Genomic DNA, 16,987 nt, shown 5'->3' on the forward strand with positions numbered 1-16,987 from the left:
GCAACATGACACAACGGTGCGGCATCACGAAGCGGGTCAGTTGACCGTAAAAGTCCTGCGAATATCGATTACCCGGCCCAGCCCCATCGCCGATTCCTTGACGTCGGGACCATTAAGGTTCTGGCCGTTGTCGCCCAGCAGCTGCTGCACCTTCGGGTCATTCTGGAATTGGGAAACCGTGCTGGTGATCAGCAGATTGTAGGGACCAACCAGAACATCCGCCCCATTATCCGAAAGCGGTCCGACATGCACATGCCCATTATGAACCTGATAGATATCACCAGCGTCAAAGCCGCCGCCTACAGGGTTTATATCGACAGAAACATCCATGTTTTCCGGCAGGTTAGTTGCGATGTCTATAACCGGGTGCCTGCCGCCTGAAATCGTCACTTTCATATATTCGTCTGGCAGTGCGGCCGCATGAGATGGCATCACCTGGAAGGCGAGCATAAAAAAGAGCGCCAGAGCGCCCTTATGCTTGGTCATGAGTTTTTTCCTGCTGTCGAACGCGACATGATCAGCTGCAGATGCAGGTCTGCCTCATGCTCTGGAAGCTCCCTAAACGCCTGTAACAAAAGCGCTTCTTTTGGGGTCATCGGGTCAACAAGACAGCGTTCGCCTGTCCCGTTGGCAAGCCAATCGACCGACACATCAAAATAGCGAGCAATAGCCAACATCAGGTCCCTTCCTGGTTTGGCCCGACCGCGTTCGATGTTGGTCAAATGCGTCCGGGCTGTTCCAACTGCCTCTGCCAAGACAGCTTGGTCCATTTGTGCCTGTTCGCGCAACGTTCTTATTCGTGTGCCGATCGTTTGCTGCTCGCTCATGTGGTTCATTTTGAAGCAGCGGGAAAAGGCGGGGATGTTTCTAGCAACATGAAGCTTGACCACTCATGTTGTTTTTTGCAACATCCAGCCCATGAGCACACGGGAGATCATCCGACGGGCCGGTGGCGTCACCAAGGTCGCGTCCATTCTGGGATTGCACCATTCCACTGTCTCCTTGTGGGTCAGGCGTGGTGTGCCTGCCAAATACGCTGTCGATATAGCGGCGATGGCCGGGCTCCAGCCCGCCGATGTGTGTCCCGATGTCTTTCGCGATCCCCTTCCCCAAGCAACGCAAGCTGATGGAGCTGCAGCATGAACAAAAACCAAGACGCTGGTGAATGCACTATGGGGCGTGCCGTTCCCGTGCAGGAAAGAATTCGGAATGCCGAAAGCCTGATCGCAAAAGGTCGGGCCGATCTGGCGCTGGCCAAGGTCAAGGAACTCAATGAAAAGCTGCAGGAAGTGCAGTGGCTGCGCCGTCGTTCGGACTGTCCGCCTACCACCTACATAATAACGGGCGACGGCGTTGCCCTGGTCCGGGTCAGTGAAGATTCGACCGTCTGCGGGTTCGAGCACGTGGAACTCGCGCGCCGGAACGAAATCGGCTGACCATGAACTGCGGCATGCCTCGCATCGGTAAAATGACGCCGGGTGCGCGAACGGTCTCCCCAGTCCGTCGCGCACCCTCTGGCGTGTCGTTTGTGTCCTCCCTCTCTGCAAGTCTCTCCGTCACCAACATTGTGGAGACTGACAGAGAGGACACCCAAGATGTTGGGTATTTCACCCACGCGCGCGGGTATTTCACCCAAGGCCAGCATGCAGGCACGCCCCATGTCCGGTAGCACCCTGTCCGAACAGTTCCAGACTGCGGTCTGTGCCGAAGTCGAAAGCCGCCGTGCCCATGGGCTCAAGGCAGCGTTTGGCCAGGTAGCGCGGCTGTTCGGCCTGACCGAACGCCGCGTGCGTGCCTGCTGGCACCACGAAATCCGCCGCGTCTCGGCCGATGAATGGGAACTGGTGCGTGCCCGCCACCGCCAGCTGCTCCAGCAGCGCCACGACCAGCTGGCGCATGAAATGGAACTGATCATGGCGGCGATTCAGGATGATGGAGGCGTACCATGATCCGCCTGTGGGTTGCCGTGATCCGGTTCGGTGCTGCCTGTTATGAATGGATCGTGGTGGTGGTGCAGGGCGGCCGCATCCGGCTGCATGTGCTGCGCATCAAGGTCATGCAGCACCGGATCGAGGCAACCAACCGCCGCGTCCGCCGCATCATGGCCCGGCAGCAGCGCCGCAAGGCCACCATACAGCAGTGGATCGACCGGCTGTGAACGCCGGCCCCACCCTGCCCGATGCGCGTGAGGTCTCGCGCATGCTAGCGCACAATATGCATGCCCTTGCGCAAACGCTGCTGCCCGGCGGCACGCGGCAGGGTGCCGAATGGGTATGTGGCTCGGTCGCCGGTGAGGCCGGTCGGTCCATGGCCGTGCACCTGCATGGCGACAAGGCAGGCAAATGGGCCGATTTCTCGACTGGCGAGACCGGCGACGCGCTGGACCTGGTCGCCGCCGTCATGACGGCAGGCGACCTGAAAGAGGCATACCGCTGGGCCGTCAATCACCTTGGCCTGCGCGACATGGGACGCGTGGAAGAACACCGGCGGCAGATCGCGCAAAAGGCCGATGCTACGCCAGATGAAACGGCAGAAAAGCGCCAGAAACGTGCCCGCGCCATGTGGCTTGGTGCGCGGCATGACGTGATCGGCACGCCAGTCGATCTGTATCTGGCCGGGCGTGGCATCCAGCTGGCCAGCCTTGCATCCGTGCCGCGCGCCCTGCGCTTTTCGCCGGAACATTACTGTCATGAGGTGCGTGGTCCGCTGCCCGCCATGCTGGCGGCCATAACCGATGGCACCGGCGCGCATATCGCCACGCACCAGACATGGCTGGCGCAGGATGACGGTGGCGTGTGGCGCAAGGCGCGGCTCAATGCCAGCAAGAAGATCATGGGCGCGTTCCTGGGCGGATCGATCCGCCTCCAGCGCGGCGCCTCTGGCAAGTCACTCAAGGATTCACCGGCAGGCGAGACGGTCGCAATCGGGGAAGGCATCGAGACATGCCTGTCCGTCGCCCTCGCCTGCCCGGAGATGCGTGTGCTGGCAGCCGCCAGCCTCGGAAACATGGCCAGCGTGCAGCTGCCGGAGCAGATCCGCAGCGTGATCCTGCTGGCCGATAACGACACAAATCCCCAGGCGCAGCGTGGCCTGCGCCGGGCAATCGATTTCCATCTGGCAGCGGGGCGTGAGGTTCGCGTCGCCCGCTCGCCAAAAGGCAAGGATTTTAACGATGCCATCACCTGACTCCTTGCATGATGTCCGCGCCGCCGTTCTCTCGGCCGACCGGCAGTTTCAGGTCATTGACGGCGGCAGGCGTGGCGGTGGTCCGCCCGAAGGCGATACCGATCCCGGTCATTGCCCCGTCACACCCATTGGCCATCTCGATGGCACCTATTACCTGCTGGACAGCGTGGGCCAGCTCCGCAGCCTGTCCGCGCGCCAGATCGGTAATCGGCACGACCTTGTCGGCCTGTTCGGCGGCCACGATGACTGGCTGCGGGCCGAGTTCCCCAAGAAAGCCCAGTGCAAGATCAAGGATTCGAACGGACAGGACACGACCGAGGAACGGATTGTCGATTTCCGCATCAATTCCGTTGCGGCATTCCTGCAGGCCGGCTGCACGGCTGCCGGCCTGTTTGGCGATCATATCCTCATCCGCCGTCCCGGCATCTGGGCCGAGCGCGATGGCATGCCGGTGGTGCATTGTGGCGATCAGGTGCTGATCGGTGACCGGCTGGAACCCGCTGGCACGCGCACCGGCAACCAGATCTGGGCGGCAGCGCCACCAGCTTCACGCCCGGCGCAGCCCTGCGGCCCGGATATCGGGCGTACGCTCCAGCATCAGCTGCAGGAACTGTGGAACTACCGCTGTGCCGGTGGCGCCATCATGGCCATGGGGCTGCTGAGCTGTGCCTATTATGGTGCGGCCATCCCGTGGCGTCCTGCCGGATTCCTGATCGGTGGCGCAGGTTCGGGCAAGTCCTCGCTGCTGACCGTGCTGCGCGGCGCCAGCCCCATGAACTTCTACACGAACGACACGTCAAAGGCCGGCCTGGAGCAGTCGCTCGATGGCCGCGCCATGCCCAGCTTCATTGACGAGGCATCCGACCGTGAAGACCAGCGCGGCGCCCGCGCCCTGCTCGATCTCGTGCTCTCGGCATCGGGTGGCGAAGGAACGCGCGGCAGCCGTGGCGGCGTGGATGGCAGGGCCCGCAAGATCGAGGTTGCCGGCAGCATCATCATGGCCTCCATCTCGCCGCCAGACATGAAGTCACAGCATCTTGGCCGCTTCACCATCATTGACCTGGTGCGGCCTGATGAAGGGGCAGACTACAGCACCGAGCACAAGGAACTCGCCCAGTGGGCGCAGAAGCACGGCGCAGCACTTTGGGGCCGCGCGCTGGCTGGCTGGACACGCTACCGCGACAGTCTCGCCATCTACCGTCGCGCGCTTGCGGCCATCGGCTGTGCCCCGCGTGAGATGGATCAGCTGGGCGCGCTGCTGGCGGGCTGGTTCATCCTGACATCGGACGGCCTGCCGAACGAAAAGCAGGCAGCCGGCGGCGTGGAAGCCGTGCGCGACTTCATCCGCGACCGTGAGGACGTGGTCGCACAGGATGCGCCCATGCAGATGGTCAGCCACCTGCTGTCCACCACCGTCCAGCTGCAACGCTCTACCGAGCGCAAAAGCATCGGTGAACTGATCGAGCGCGTGCTGACACGCAAGCTGGCGGTCGAGGCGGATGGCCCCGATTTCTCGCGCGGCGTGGCTGGCGAGGTGCTGGCGCAGCACGGCATCCGTGTCATCCGCGCCGATGAGCCGAAAGACAAGCGCGGGCGTGACGCGCCGCGTCTGGCACTGGGCAACGGCATCTGGTTCGCGCCCAACAATTCCATGCTCAAGGATCTGTTCAACGGCACGCCGTTCGAGGGCAATCGCTGGGTTTACGAGGTCATGAGGCTGGAAAGCGCCAGGCGCTCCAAAACCAACGTCCGCATTGGGCAGACGCCTCCAGGCAAGTATTTGTGGGTTTCTGCGGAAGAACTGGGTTTCGATTATGATGAAGATGAGTAATATCAGGGCACGACATGCGCCCCTTGTGACCGGCTGTGACTTTCTTGTGACAAGAAAGTTTAGCATTTTCAGGTCTGTAACCATGTGACCAATGTGACCGCATTTCTCCATACGTATTGGAGTTTCGCGGCCCTTGTCTCTTTTGCACTCAAAATAGTGGTCACATTAGTCACATAGTCACATAACTATATAACTAACTGATATATATAGGTATTTTATGTGACTTCCCTTGTGACCTCTTGTGACCGGCAGTTAACCGTCAGGATCGAGGCCAGCATGTCCCCAGTCACCACATTCCGCCCGCATGCTCACCTGCAGGCATCCCGTGAAAGCCAGCGTGGCTCCGCATCCGCCCGTGGCTATGGCCGTCGCTGGCAGCGTGCGCGCCGCCAGTTCCTGCTGGAGCACCCCGTCTGCCAGTGCGGTGATCCCGAATGCCAGCGCCCCGCGACCGAGGTCGATCACATCCAGCCCCATCGTGGCGATTACGACCTGTTCTGGGATGAAGCCAACTGGCAGGCCCTGACCAAGGAATGCCATTCCCGCAAGACGCGCCGTGAAGGCGGCCGGACGTACTGATGCGCACGGCCGCACACATCATGCCTCAGCGTGGTCCACTGGCGTTCTGGCGGCGTCCCTGCGGCGTGCGGCTGTTCCGTCACTGGGGCGACTGCTCACGCATCGCCGCTGCCTGCAACGTCACGCCACAGGCAGTTAGCCAGTGGAAGCGCGTGCCGACCCACCATGTCGAGACCGTCTCCCGCCTGCTCGGCATCACGCCTGACCGTCTCCGTCCCGATCTTGCACAGAGGAAGCTCATGACCGCCAGCAGCATGGACCCACGCGACGCGGCAACCGCCCAGGCGCAGCGCGACGAACGTCTGGACCAGCTGACAGCCGAACTGGACGCGGCCCGTCTGGTCGCACAGCAGGCAAACGTCCGCACCCAGTCCGCGCTGACCCGGCTGGAGGAAGCGCGCCTGACATACGAACAGGCGCGCAGCGAATACCGTGCCAAGCGCGCCGCCATCACCCGCCTGCACCGCCAGCTGCGCGACGCCGGCCTGCCCATCCCTGACTTCGATGCCGATCCCGTCCAGCCAGAACCTTCCCGCTCCCTGCCTGGATCACCCGCAGGGATAGGGGGGGTCAAAACCACAGACCAAAAAAGCGTGGACCGCACCCCCTCAAAACTCTCACCGCCGCGAAATTCCTGAACTTTTTTTTGGAGACAGACATGATCCGGGGACGCAAACCCACACCGGACGCGATCAATGAAGCCCGGGGAAATCCCGGCAAACGCGCCCGAAAAACTATCAATCTCGATGCCCTTCCTGTTGCCGGCATCGACGCGCCCAAGCATATGCGCGCAAAAGGTCGCAAGTATTGGGTGGAGGTTGCAGGATGGCTGTCAGACAGCCGCATCGTGCGTACGTCCGACCGCAACGCACTGGCGCGGTATTGCGAGACACTGGCCGATTACGTGAAGGTCACAGCAGCGCTGGACAAGCAGGGGCATGTGTATGTCACCGAAAGCAACCACGGCACCATGCAGCGGATCTCGCCATACTTCATGGTGCAGGAGCGCCTGACCAAGCGGCTGCAGGATCTGGAGGACCGCTTCGGCCTCACGCCAGCGTCACGTCAGCAGATCCTTGCCCGCATGGCTGCAGGCACACAGTCCTCCCTGCCGCTGGCAGGGGCGCAAAACAATGCAGACCAGTCAACGGGCACGGGGATGCCCGATGCGCCTGCGGTTCCATCTGATCCGCTGGATTTCTTTAACCAGACGACCACACGCCACTGATGGACCAGCAGCTGCCCATTCCGCCCATGCCACGGGGTGCCGAGAAGTTCGGCGCCTGGTGGGATGAGGCTGCAGCCCAGCGCGCCTGTGCGTTCTTCCCCGCCATGCTGCGCCACACGGAAGGGGAATGGGCAGGCAAGCCATTCCATCTGCGGGACTGGCAGCGTGACCGGATCGTGCGCCCCCTGTTCGGCTGGAAGCGCGAGGACGGGACACGCCTGTACCGTTCCGCCTGGATCGAGGTGCCACGCAAGAACGGCAAGACAGAACTGGCCGCCGGCCTCGCACTGCTCCTGATGTTCGTCGATCAGGAGTTCGGCGGCCAGGGCTATTCCATGGCCGTGGACGAAGACCAGGCCAAGATCGTGTTCAACAAGGCCACCGTCATGGTGTCCATGAACGAAGCCCTGTCGAACCGTCTGGAGCTGCTGAAAAAATCGATCTTTTGCCCTGCCCTGTCATCCTCATTCAAACCGCTCTCATCGGGCCCGCGCGGCAAACACGGTTTCTCCCCCACCTTCGCCATTGGCGATGAAGTCCACGAATGGCGCGACGGTGAACTGGCCGATGTCGTGCACAAGGGAACGGCCGCCCGTCGCCAGCCGCTGGAAATCTACATCACCACGGCCGGCATCAATGGCGTGGGCTATGCCTGGGAACAGCATGAACTGGCCATGGAAATCCTGTCGGGAGACGTGATCGATCCGACCATGCTTGTCGTCATCTTCGCCGCCGGTGAGAACGACGACTGGACCAAAGAAGAGACCTGGCGCCAGGCCAACCCGAATTACGGCATATCGCCCAAGCCCGATTACATGCGCGAGGAAGCCGCCAAGGCCGCCCGCTCCCCACGCGCCGAAAACGATTTCCGCCGCTTCCATCTCAACCAGTGGACCGAACAGGTCACCCGCTGGCTGCCCGTCATTGAATGGAAGGCCTGCGCCGGTCCCATCGGGTGGCAGGACCTGACCGCCCATGTGCGGGGGCGCCGCTGTTTCGGCGGCATCGATCTGTCCCAGGCGCGCGACTGGAGCGCGCTGTGCTGGTGCTTCCCACCCTTCGATGACCAGCCCGATGGCGATTACATCTTCATCTGGCGCTTCTGGCTTCCCAAGAAGTCCCTGAAGGACCAGCCGGCCGGCCGCCGCGCCCGCTTCCAGTCCTTTGCAGACAGTGGTGCGCTGACCCTGCTGCCCGGCGCCATCGTGGACAACGCCTTCATCCGCCAGCAGGTCAATGACGACGCCAAGCTGTTCCAGCCGGAATGGATCGGCATCGATCCCTTCAACACTGGCGACATGCCCAACCGCCTCAAGGATACCGATGGCCTGCCCATCGAATATTTCCGGCAGGGCTACCTTTCCATGTCACCCGCCTGCAAGGGCTTCGAGCGCCTGGTCATCGGCCACAAGATGCAGCACGGCGGCAACCCCGTCGCATCATGGATGGCGCGCAACATCTCCGTCACATCCGACCCGGCCGGGAACATAAAGCCTGACAAATCGGTCGAGACGGGCGCATCGGGCAAGATCGATGGCATCGTCGCCGCGATCATGGCCTACGGTGGCGCCACCCTCAAACCTCCTGAAAAGCCGGTCGGTGTCCAGAACATCAACGGCATCCTCGTCATAGGGTGACTGCACATGCCTCCTGCTATCCGCCGTGAACCGAAACTGTCCTTCCCCGAACGCAAGCCCGCGCCGGTGAACAAGGATGTCGGCACCACAACCATCCCCAGCCTGGGCATGTTCGCGGCATTTGGCGGCTACCCCGCCAGCACCGGCACGCCTGTTACCCCGTTTACCGCGTTGCAGGCCTCGGCCGTTTACGGCTGCGTCAACTGCATCAGCCAAGACATCGGCAAGCTGTCGCTCACCATGCGCCGCAAGCTGCCGGGCAATCGTGGCTACACAGCCGTCACCGACCACCCGTTGCTCACGGTCCTGCGTAAACCCAACCCGTGGCAGACCCGCAGCCAGTTCTGGCGCTATCTGTCCACCTCACTCAAGCTGCGCGGCAACGCCTACGCCGCCATCCTGCGCAACTATGGTGGCGAGCCCACATCCCTGATCCCGCTCTCGCCCGATGTCACCACGCCCGTCATCTCCGATACGGGCCGCGTCTTCTACCGCTTCTCCCATCCCATGATCGGACAGGGACAGCTGTGGTATCAGGAAAACATCCTCCACTTCCGCGACATGATGGTGGATGGCGGATATGTCGGCCTGTCCCCCATCGCCTATGCGCAGGATGTCATGGGCGTTGCCATCGCCGCCCAGCGCCATGCCGCCATCCTGTTCCGCCAGGGCAACCAGACCGGCGGCGTGCTCTCCACGGACAAACCCCTCTCACCCGAAGGCGCGGTCCAGATCGCCAATGAAGTCGCCAACCATTACCAGGGCGTGGAAAACTCCAGCAAGCCAATGGTGCTGGGCTCCGGCATGACATACGAGCGCATGACCCTGACCAATGAGGAAGCCCAGTTCCTGGAGTCCCGCCGGTTCTCGGTCGAGGAAATCTGCCGCATCTTCCGCGTGCCACCCCACAAGGTGCAGCATCTGGTCGGCGGCACGTTCTCCGACATCGAGAACGAAGAACAGGCCTATATCAATGATACGCTCCAGCCGGTAGCGACCGAGATCGAACAGATGGGCAGCGAACGCCTTCTGTTCGAGGATGACATCGCCGCCGGCATCGAACTGTATTTCGATTTCGACAGCCTGCTGCGCGGCAACCAGAAAGCCCGGTATGAGGCGTACAGCATCGGCACCCAGACTGGCATCCTGTCGGTCAATGAAGCCCGCGCCCGGGAAGGCCTGCCCCCGATCGAGGGCGGCGATGTCCACCGCTTCCCGCTCAACACCGGCGACATCAAGCCGCCCTCCCCGCCACCGACCGGCGCACCGGGCAACACCGCCCCCGAAGTCACACCCCAGACAGCACCCGCACCAGAGGACAACTGACCATGCGTACCGTCTCCCCCGCACGCTTCGCCAAGATGGCATGGGAATGCCGCAAGCGTGGCGGCGCATCCCGCCTGACCGACCTGCGCGTCGTGCGCTCCTTCATCACGAAGCTGGACGTGGCAGAGGATGCCGACACCAGCCGCCAGCTGCGCTACACCATCACCACCGATGCCGTGGACCGCATGCAGGATGTCATCTCGGCCGATGGCTGGGATCTGAAATCCTACCTGCAGAACCCCGTCGTGCTGTGGGGCCATGACCATGACCTGGTCATTGGCAAGGCAATCGACATCTCCCGCGCCGGCAACGGCCTGGACGCTACCGTCCAGTTCCAGCCCAGTGACATGCCCATCGTGGGCAGCTGGGCGGATTACGCCTTCCGCTCCGGCGTGACCGGCTTCATCCGCGCCACCAGTGTCGGCTTCCGCCCTCTGGAATGGGATTTCACGGAAGACGAGGAACGGGACGGCGACAGCTGGTTCCCCGGCATCGATTTCAAACGGCAGGAACTGACCGAGTTCTCCGTGGTCAGCGTGCCGGCCAACCCCGAAGCCCTGCTCGCGCCCACTGCCACCGCGCCGGATGCCGGTGGGAAAAGCCTTGAAAATCCCGGAACACAGCCGGTCCCGACCAGTATCGCCGTAGCGCATGCGCACCTGCGTGCTACGCGGGCAAGACGGTTCGCGCTCCCGGCCTGATCTTCCCTACGGGTGCGGGCGCGCCCTCAAGAGGACGGAACATGCCCGCACCAATCAATCTCGAATCCCTCAAGGAACTCCGCCGCCAGCGCAAGAAGGCGGCGGATGATTACCGCAATACCGTAGCACGGCTGGAAGAACGCGCCATCGCCCGCGTCAAGGCCGCCGAGGATGGCAGCCCGGTCGATCCCGAAACCGCCCAGACCGAAGACAAGGCGGATACGGACGCCCTGACCGCGCTCCAGCGCACAATTGAAGACCTCGACACCCGCATCGGCCGCGTGGAGGAAGTCCTCAACCTCGACGCCGCAGCGGCAACCGATCCGGCAGAACCCGAAGGCCAGCAGGAAATGGGCATGCGCCAGAACGTCCAGCGCACCATCATCGGCGTACCCTTCAAGCAGCAGCTGAAAGCCGGCGGCCAGTTCATCCACTACATGCTGACCGTTGGCCACGCCAAGAAATACGGTTTCCAGAGCGCTCTCAAATACGCCAAGGAAGGCCTGGGCAACACCGATGTCGAGCGTGCCCTCGCTGCCGGCGGCCAGACCACCGGCGGCGCGCTCGTGCCCCAGCAGTTCGTGGCCGACCTCATCGAGCTGCTCCGTGCCGCCACCGTCGTGCGCCGCGCCGGCGCCCGCACCATCGACATGGCAACCGGCAACCTGACCGTGCCGCGCCTGGCCGGGGGTGCCACGTCTGCTTACATGGATGAACTGGACGATATCGGCATCAGTCAGGAAACCTTCGACGACCTGCAGTTCAATGCCAAGAAGCTGACCACCATTGTCCCGGTATCAAACGATCTTATCCGCCGCGCAGCCATGTCGGTGGACCAGATTGTGCGTGACGACCTGATCGCGTCAGCCTCGCGGCGCGAGGATCTGGCATTCCTTCTGGGTGCCGGCGCACTGAAAGACCCGATCGGTATCCTGAACATGGGCGGTGGCGTTGTTGCAGGTGGGGCAGCTACCCTGACCGGCGCAATCAATACGCTCCAGTCATGTGAACTGACGCTGAAAAACGGCAACAGCCGCATGATCAAGCCCGTGTGGATTTTCCACCCAGCGGTGGAAGCCTTCCTCAAGGGCCTGACCAACGAAGTCGGCGGCTATTTCTTCCGTGATGAAATGAACACGGGGAAGCTGTCCGGCTACGATTATTACACCACCACGCAGCTACCCACGAACCTCCAGACCGACGGCAAGGGCAGTTACATCTTCTTTGTCGACATGGCCGATATCCTGATCGGGGATGCCTATACCGCCGACATCGAGGTCTCTTACGAAGGTGCCTACAAGGGAACTGACGGCGAAATGGTCTCGGCCTTCCAGCGTGACCAGACTGTTTTCCGCATCATCCGCGAACACGATATCCAGACCCGGCACCAGCAGTCCATCGCTGTGGCGGACGTGGATGCCTGGATGCCCGGTGGCTGGACCGGAATGTCTGCTGGTGCACCCTTCACCACCCAGACGCTCAACACGTCCGGCTCCGCAGCGCAAAGCGCCAACCCAACCAATGGGACGACCACGTCGGGCACGTCATCCAGCGGTACGACGGGCACAACGGGCAGCTAACGCTGCCCACCCCTCCCCATTCCTAACAGGAACATCAGACCATGAATTTCCGCCGTGCCACAACTATTGCCCAGAAAGCTGCAGATCCAGGCGAGGTCGTGCGCCTCGTTCGCTGGTGGCGAGGTTACCAGAAGGGGCAGGTTGCCCGGTTCGACACGATCACCGCCACGCAGCTCAAGGCCAAGGGCTGGGCTATCCCCTACAAGCCCACAAAGGACGAAAAGGAAGACGACGAACGTCGCGTGCAGATCCAGATGGATGGAATCATGCAGGACCGCCGCCTGCGCGCATCCGTCATCCAGGGCCTCGCTGAACCCACCAGCCCCAAGCGCGCCCGCGCCTGATGCCCACCACGCTTGTCCTGCGGGTCAAGACGCCACCGCAACGCAAGGCCATTTCCCTTGGCTTTGCGAAGCGGCACTTGCGTATCGACCACGATGATGATGACGACCTGCTGCGCACCTACATCCGTGCCGCAACGTCATGGGTGGAAAAGTTCACCGGCCGCGCCCTCATCACCACAGAATACACCATGGCCATCGGTGACCAGCCCATCGCCAACGCATGGCCCATGACACCGTCGCCCCTGCTGGTCCTGCCGCTGGCCTATTCATGGCCACCCATGCACCCACGGCCGTACCGCCTGCTGCGCGCCCCGTTCCAGACTTTTGGCGGCATTCAGGTCATCGACCCGGAAGGCGCGACCGAAACTCTCTCCCCCACCGACTACTGGCTCGATGTCGCGTCCGAGCCAGCCCGGTTTTCCATGACCGGATCGTTCGGCCTGCTACGCGGCCGTCACCTGCTGGTCACTTTCACCGCAGGCTATGGCGACACCCACAAACAGATCCCCGCTGACATCAGGCTCGCGATCGCCATGCTCACCGCCTACATCTATGAAAACCGGGGCGACATGACCATGGAGGCCATGCCCGACTGGGCCGAGGCCATGCTCTTCAACTACCGCCTGGTCTGGTTCGGTGCCTGAAGACGAACGCATCCGCGTGGGCCGCCTGCGCTGGCCGGTCCTGATCGCGCGCCGCAACCAGATGCCCGACCAGACCGGAACGGGCATCGTCACGTCGTTCGATGGCATGGCAAAGGTCCGGGCCGATGTGCAGGCAGTCGGCGCCATGACCTACTGGGGCACCATGCAGACCGACAGCCCCGCCGTCACCCATCGCATCTTCATGCGCTGGACGGATGCCATCCCCAACACCCACGCCATTTTCCGCACCACACGCCGCAATGACGGCTCGCTGCGGTGGGAACAGTTCCGCGTGCGCCGCTGGAAGGAACTCGGTGGCCGCAAGCGGTTCGTGTGCATCGAATGCGAGCTGGAACAGCAGGGAACGGACAACCAGATCGATGCCACAGAATAGCAACATTCAGATCGAGATATCCGCCTACGCCCCCGAGTTCTCAAAGAAGAACCTGCGCAAGAACCTCCAGATAGCAGGCCGTGAAGTCGCCACCGCAGCCCGCAGGCTCATCCGCTCATCTGTCGGTGGTGGCCGTCTGTATTACGGCGGCGGCGGCAGTATCAAATACCGCGGTGGTACCAGTCCCGGCAAACACCGCGCATCAGCACCCGGGCAGGCGCCGGTCAATGTCACCGGCACACTCGCCCGTTCGATCCGCGCCCGGCTGCTCAAGGGCAAGACCCGCGATGTCGAGTCCATCCGTGACGCTGCCTTCTACGCCAAGTTTCTGGAAGCCGGCGCCAGGGGCGGCAAGGCGGGCAGCCGGAACAAGCGCAGCCGCAGCCAGCTCTACGTCTCCAGTGGTCGCGTTCTGGCACCCCGCCAGTTCCTTTCCACCGCGCTGGCCCAGCGCGCGCCCTCCATCCAGCGCCGCCTGGCCGATGCCGCCGTAAGGGACATTGTGATGGAGCGCGTAAAGACATGAATATCGATGCGGTCATCATGCAGATCCGCGCCTGTTCGACGTTCCTGTCGCTCGATGCCAATGGCGAACGCTGTGCGGCCGGTGCAGCCGAACTGGCCCAGGTGGTGGACAAGGCATGGCTCAAACGCCCCGCCGCCTATGTCATTTCGCTCGATGATGCAGCGGGGGACAACCTCTCCAGCAACGGCCTGGACCAGGACGTGACCGAAACCATCGGCATCGTGGTGGACCTGCCCAACCGTGCCGACCAGCGCGGCCAGTTCGCCTCCTCCCTGCTTGATCTCGCCCGGGCCGACCTGTTCCGCTGCATCCTCAACTGGCGACCGGACTGGGCCAATTCATCGCAGGGTTTCAACTATGCCGGCGGCCATCTCGTGCACATGGATCGGGAGCGGTTGCACTGGCAGTTCGATTTCTCCTTGAAAATCCTGATTACCGATCAGGACGGCTGGCAGCCCCCGGCCGATCCCATCATAGGGATAGAGGCAACATTGACTGATCCCGAGAACGGCAAGGAAACGCCGTTCGGCTTCACGCTCGGTTCGCCTGGAGGCACATAATGAAAATCTACCCGGTCGAGGGGCGGACGGTAAAAGACCCCCGCACCCGCGCGCCAGTTCCCGAAAAGGGCCTGACCGTCTCGGATTACGATCCGTTCTGGGCACGCCGCCTGCGCGATGGCGATGTCACGAAAACACCACCCGCAGTGGATGCGCCCGCACCCGTCGCACAGGCCACCGCCAAGCAGGATGAGGCGGCAGCCCCGGCTGCTGCCAAGGCACAGGCCCCCGCGCAGGAGGATAAGTCGTGAGCGAATCAATCACCTTCCCCAACTATCCCACCACGAACCGCGTCCCGGGCGTGTTTGCGGATATCGACCCCAGCCAGGCCAATACTGCAACGGTGGCGCTGCGCGCGCTCATCATCGCCCAGCGCCTGAAATCCGGCACGGCACCTGCCGGCACGCCGGTCATCATCCCCAGCCCGGCCGCCGCCGTCACCATGTTCGGCGCCGGATCGCAGGCCGCCATTGCGGTATCGCACTATCGCAACATCGACACCTTCGGTGAGCTGTGGGTGCTTCCGCTCGATGATGATGCGGCAGCGCAGGCTGCCGCTGGCGCCATCGCCATATCCGGCACGCCAACCGGCTCGGGCACCATCGTGTTCCTCATCGACGGCGCACTGGTCCCGGTCGCCTATGCCGTGGGCGATGCCGCAGCCGATATCCTTGCCCGCATCCCCACCGCCATGGCGCAGGTCGCCAACATCCCCGTATCGGCCGGCACCATCACCGATGCCTCCCTGCCACTGACCGCGCTCAATGCTGGCGCGTGCGGCAATGACATCCTGCTCGGCACGTCCGATACGTCCTCGGATTACACGTCCGACGGCCTGACCATCACTTTCACCCAGTTCACGGGTGGCAGTGAAAACCCGTCCGCCGCCATCACGCCCGCACTCGCCAACCTCGGCAACCGGACGTTCGATTTCGTGTGCTGTCCCTACACGGACGCCACAAGCCTTGCCGCCATCAAGGAATTCTGGAACGACCAGACCGGCCGATGGTCGTGGCTGCAGATGCTGTTCGGGCATGTCTTCTCCGCCGTGCGTGGCACGCTGGGGGAAGTGACCACCTTCGGTGGCACGGTCAATGACCAGCACCTGACCGTCATGCCCATTGCAGACAGCCCGCATTCGCCCCTGCGCTGGGCGGCAGAAATCACGGCAGGCGTGGCAGTCAAGGTGCGCGCCGATCCGGGCATCCCCATCACCCAGGTAGCGCTGACGGTTCTGCCGCCGTCCCAGCCCAACCAGTGGACGTTCTCCGAACAGAACAGCCTCCTGTATGAAGGCCTGTCCGTGTTCTCGGTCGGTGATGACAGCACCGTCTACATCCTGCGCCTGATCACCACGTATCAGGAAAATGCCGCCGGCATGCCCGATGATTCCTATCTCGATTGCGAGACGATGAATCAGCTGGCCTACGTCATCCGTGACCTGCGCGAGTTCCAGACGCCCTACCTGACCAAGAAGCTGGTGTCCGACACAACCCGCATCGCGGCCGGGTCCAATGCCATCAATGCTCCCGTGGTCAAGCAGGCGCTGATCAGCCGCTACGCAGCGCTGGAAGATGCAGGTTACGTGCAGAACAGTGCCAATTTTGCAGCCGCCATCATCGTGCAGAACGCTGGCGGCGGCCAGCTGCGCGAGCTGCTGCCGATCGATGTCGTCAACCAGGTGCGCGACATCCCCATGCTCATCCAGTTCCGCAAGAGTTAAGGACCGAAAATGGCCAGTTCAGCAGGCATGCGCCGCGCCGGCGTTGGTGCCGGTTTCATCAACGGCGTGCCATACGACATCATCGAATGCCGCTACAGCCCCGCCAGATGGACCCGTGAAACCCTAAAGGGGCAGAACGGCATCCACGGCTATTCCGAAAACCCCCAGCAGGGCCGCATCATCATGTCGATCCGTGATGCCGGCGGCATGACGGTCCGCGACTTTAACGACATGTCGGACGCCGAAGTGCAGCTCCAGCTTGCCACGAACAAGACCGTGGGCGGCTCGGGCCTGTGGTGCACCGAGGCTGTCGAGGTCAGCACCGGGGAAGCAACAATGGAAGTCACGTTTGAAGGCGTGAGCGTTACGGAGACCCCCACATCATGAGCAAGCTGCCCGATCCGGTAAAAACCATCGAGCTTGAAACCCCGATCAACACGAAATCAGGGGCCTGCTACACCCAGCTGGACCTGTGCGAACCCACCGGCGGCCAGGTGCTCAATGCCGAAAAGCACCTCAAGGGGGCCACCATCGGCCCGGTGGACCTGCGCATGTATTCGCTCACGCTGGTCTCGCAGAACGCGGGAATACCGTTTGCCGATATCCGCGACTACTTCCCGATCAGCGTGATCAATGAGGCAACCCGTTACCTCCAGTCTTTTATCGAGGCTGGCCAGGAGACTGGCGGCAGCTAGCCGTTCTCCTGTCGCAGCGGCTGGGCTGGTCAG

At 62.7% G+C, this 16,987-nt stretch carries 24 protein-coding genes; 22 read left to right on the top strand and 2 right to left on the bottom strand.

The window, feature by feature from the left end:
• Positions 1-36: 36 nt before the first annotated feature.
• Positions 37-486, bottom strand: coding sequence for a hypothetical protein (locus tag GLX_RS08030; protein ID WP_014105489.1), 450 nt, complete (start codon positions 484-486; stop codon positions 37-39).
• Positions 483-827 (bottom strand): helix-turn-helix domain-containing protein, encoded by a 345-nt coding sequence (locus GLX_RS08035; protein ID WP_025437313.1) that lies wholly within the window; start codon positions 825-827, stop codon positions 483-485. Before GLX_RS08035 ends, GLX_RS08030 begins: the two co-directional genes overlap by 4 nt.
• Positions 828-918: 91 nt before the next feature.
• Between GLX_RS08035 and GLX_RS19270 the strand changes: the two genes are divergently transcribed.
• The 22 genes from GLX_RS19270 (at position 919) to GLX_RS08145 (ending at position 16,954) form a co-directional block, all read left to right on the top strand.
• The gene (locus GLX_RS19270) at positions 919-1,143 is read left to right on the top strand and encodes a carph-isopro domain-containing protein (protein ID WP_081477930.1); all 225 of its coding nucleotides are present in this window, start codon (positions 919-921) and stop codon (positions 1,141-1,143) included.
• Positions 1,140-1,436 carry a hypothetical protein gene (locus GLX_RS08040; RefSeq protein WP_014105490.1) on the top strand — a complete coding sequence of 99 codons (297 nt, stop codon included), beginning with the start codon at positions 1,140-1,142 and terminating at the stop codon, positions 1,434-1,436. Before GLX_RS19270 ends, GLX_RS08040 begins: the two co-directional genes overlap by 4 nt.
• Positions 1,437-1,595: 159 nt before the next feature.
• Complete coding sequence (locus GLX_RS08045) at positions 1,596-1,949, top strand: hypothetical protein (protein ID WP_014105491.1); 354 nt, start codon at positions 1,596-1,598, stop codon at positions 1,947-1,949.
• Positions 1,946-2,158 (top strand): hypothetical protein, encoded by a 213-nt coding sequence (locus tag GLX_RS08050; RefSeq protein WP_014105492.1) that lies wholly within the window; start codon positions 1,946-1,948, stop codon positions 2,156-2,158. Before GLX_RS08045 ends, GLX_RS08050 begins: the two co-directional genes overlap by 4 nt.
• The gene (locus tag GLX_RS08055; RefSeq protein WP_014105493.1) at positions 2,155-3,186 is read left to right on the top strand and encodes a DUF7146 domain-containing protein; all 1,032 of its coding nucleotides are present in this window, start codon (positions 2,155-2,157) and stop codon (positions 3,184-3,186) included. Before GLX_RS08050 ends, GLX_RS08055 begins: the two co-directional genes overlap by 4 nt.
• Positions 3,173-5,017 carry a hypothetical protein gene (locus tag GLX_RS08060; RefSeq protein WP_014105494.1) on the top strand — a complete coding sequence of 615 codons (1,845 nt, stop codon included), beginning with the start codon at positions 3,173-3,175 and terminating at the stop codon, positions 5,015-5,017. Before GLX_RS08055 ends, GLX_RS08060 begins: the two co-directional genes overlap by 14 nt.
• A gap of 276 nt (positions 5,018-5,293) precedes the next feature.
• Positions 5,294-5,596: an HNH endonuclease gene (locus GLX_RS08065; RefSeq protein ID WP_014106060.1), complete on the top strand. Its 303-nt coding sequence runs from the start codon at positions 5,294-5,296 to the stop codon at positions 5,594-5,596.
• Positions 5,596-6,234, top strand: a complete 639-nt coding sequence (locus GLX_RS08070) for a helix-turn-helix domain-containing protein (protein WP_014105496.1) — start codon at positions 5,596-5,598, stop codon at positions 6,232-6,234. The genes GLX_RS08065 and GLX_RS08070 overlap by 1 nt, the downstream gene beginning before the upstream one ends.
• Before the next feature lie 20 nt (positions 6,235-6,254).
• Complete coding sequence (locus GLX_RS08075) at positions 6,255-6,824, top strand: phage terminase small subunit P27 family (RefSeq protein WP_014105497.1); 570 nt, start codon at positions 6,255-6,257, stop codon at positions 6,822-6,824.
• A complete protein-coding gene (locus GLX_RS08080) occupies positions 6,824-8,461 on the top strand; it encodes a terminase large subunit (protein WP_014105498.1) in 1,638 nt (545 codons plus the stop codon). Before GLX_RS08075 ends, GLX_RS08080 begins: the two co-directional genes overlap by 1 nt.
• A 6-nt stretch (positions 8,462-8,467) precedes the next feature.
• Positions 8,468-9,787 (top strand): phage portal protein, encoded by a 1,320-nt coding sequence (locus tag GLX_RS08085; protein ID WP_014105499.1) that lies wholly within the window; start codon positions 8,468-8,470, stop codon positions 9,785-9,787.
• 2 nt (positions 9,788-9,789) lie between these two features.
• On the top strand, positions 9,790-10,488 hold the full coding sequence (locus tag GLX_RS08090) for an HK97 family phage prohead protease (RefSeq protein ID WP_014105500.1): 699 nt from the start codon (positions 9,790-9,792) through the stop codon (positions 10,486-10,488).
• Positions 10,489-10,529: 41 nt separating this feature from the next.
• Positions 10,530-12,068 (top strand): phage major capsid protein, encoded by a 1,539-nt coding sequence (locus GLX_RS16520; protein ID WP_014105501.1) that lies wholly within the window; start codon positions 10,530-10,532, stop codon positions 12,066-12,068.
• A gap of 41 nt (positions 12,069-12,109) precedes the next feature.
• Positions 12,110-12,412, top strand: coding sequence for a hypothetical protein (locus GLX_RS08105; protein ID WP_014105502.1), 303 nt, complete (start codon positions 12,110-12,112; stop codon positions 12,410-12,412).
• Entirely contained in the window at positions 12,412-13,056 is a 645-nt protein-coding gene (locus GLX_RS16525; protein WP_014105503.1) for a head-tail connector protein, read from the top strand. The genes GLX_RS08105 and GLX_RS16525 overlap by 1 nt, the downstream gene beginning before the upstream one ends.
• Complete coding sequence (locus GLX_RS08115; protein WP_014105504.1) at positions 13,049-13,450, top strand: phage head completion protein; 402 nt, start codon at positions 13,049-13,051, stop codon at positions 13,448-13,450. Before GLX_RS16525 ends, GLX_RS08115 begins: the two co-directional genes overlap by 8 nt.
• Positions 13,437-13,976 (top strand): hypothetical protein, encoded by a 540-nt coding sequence (locus GLX_RS08120; RefSeq protein WP_014105505.1) that lies wholly within the window; start codon positions 13,437-13,439, stop codon positions 13,974-13,976. Before GLX_RS08115 ends, GLX_RS08120 begins: the two co-directional genes overlap by 14 nt.
• Positions 13,973-14,536 (top strand): phage tail terminator protein, encoded by a 564-nt coding sequence (locus GLX_RS08125; protein ID WP_014105506.1) that lies wholly within the window; start codon positions 13,973-13,975, stop codon positions 14,534-14,536. The genes GLX_RS08120 and GLX_RS08125 overlap by 4 nt, the downstream gene beginning before the upstream one ends.
• Positions 14,536-14,787, top strand: coding sequence for a DUF2635 domain-containing protein (locus GLX_RS08130; protein WP_014105507.1), 252 nt, complete (start codon positions 14,536-14,538; stop codon positions 14,785-14,787). Before GLX_RS08125 ends, GLX_RS08130 begins: the two co-directional genes overlap by 1 nt.
• On the top strand, positions 14,784-16,259 hold the full coding sequence (locus GLX_RS08135; protein ID WP_014105508.1) for a phage tail sheath subtilisin-like domain-containing protein: 1,476 nt from the start codon (positions 14,784-14,786) through the stop codon (positions 16,257-16,259). The genes GLX_RS08130 and GLX_RS08135 overlap by 4 nt, the downstream gene beginning before the upstream one ends.
• A gap of 9 nt (positions 16,260-16,268) precedes the next feature.
• On the top strand, positions 16,269-16,646 hold the full coding sequence (locus GLX_RS08140; protein WP_014105509.1) for a phage tail tube protein: 378 nt from the start codon (positions 16,269-16,271) through the stop codon (positions 16,644-16,646).
• Positions 16,643-16,954 carry a phage tail assembly protein gene (locus GLX_RS08145; RefSeq protein WP_014105510.1) on the top strand — a complete coding sequence of 104 codons (312 nt, stop codon included), beginning with the start codon at positions 16,643-16,645 and terminating at the stop codon, positions 16,952-16,954. Before GLX_RS08140 ends, GLX_RS08145 begins: the two co-directional genes overlap by 4 nt.
• Positions 16,955-16,987: the final 33 nt, after the last annotated feature.

Origin of the sequence: Komagataeibacter medellinensis NBRC 3288, assembly GCF_000182745.2 — a bacterium.
Lineage (GTDB): Bacteria > Pseudomonadota > Alphaproteobacteria > Acetobacterales > Acetobacteraceae > Komagataeibacter > Komagataeibacter medellinensis.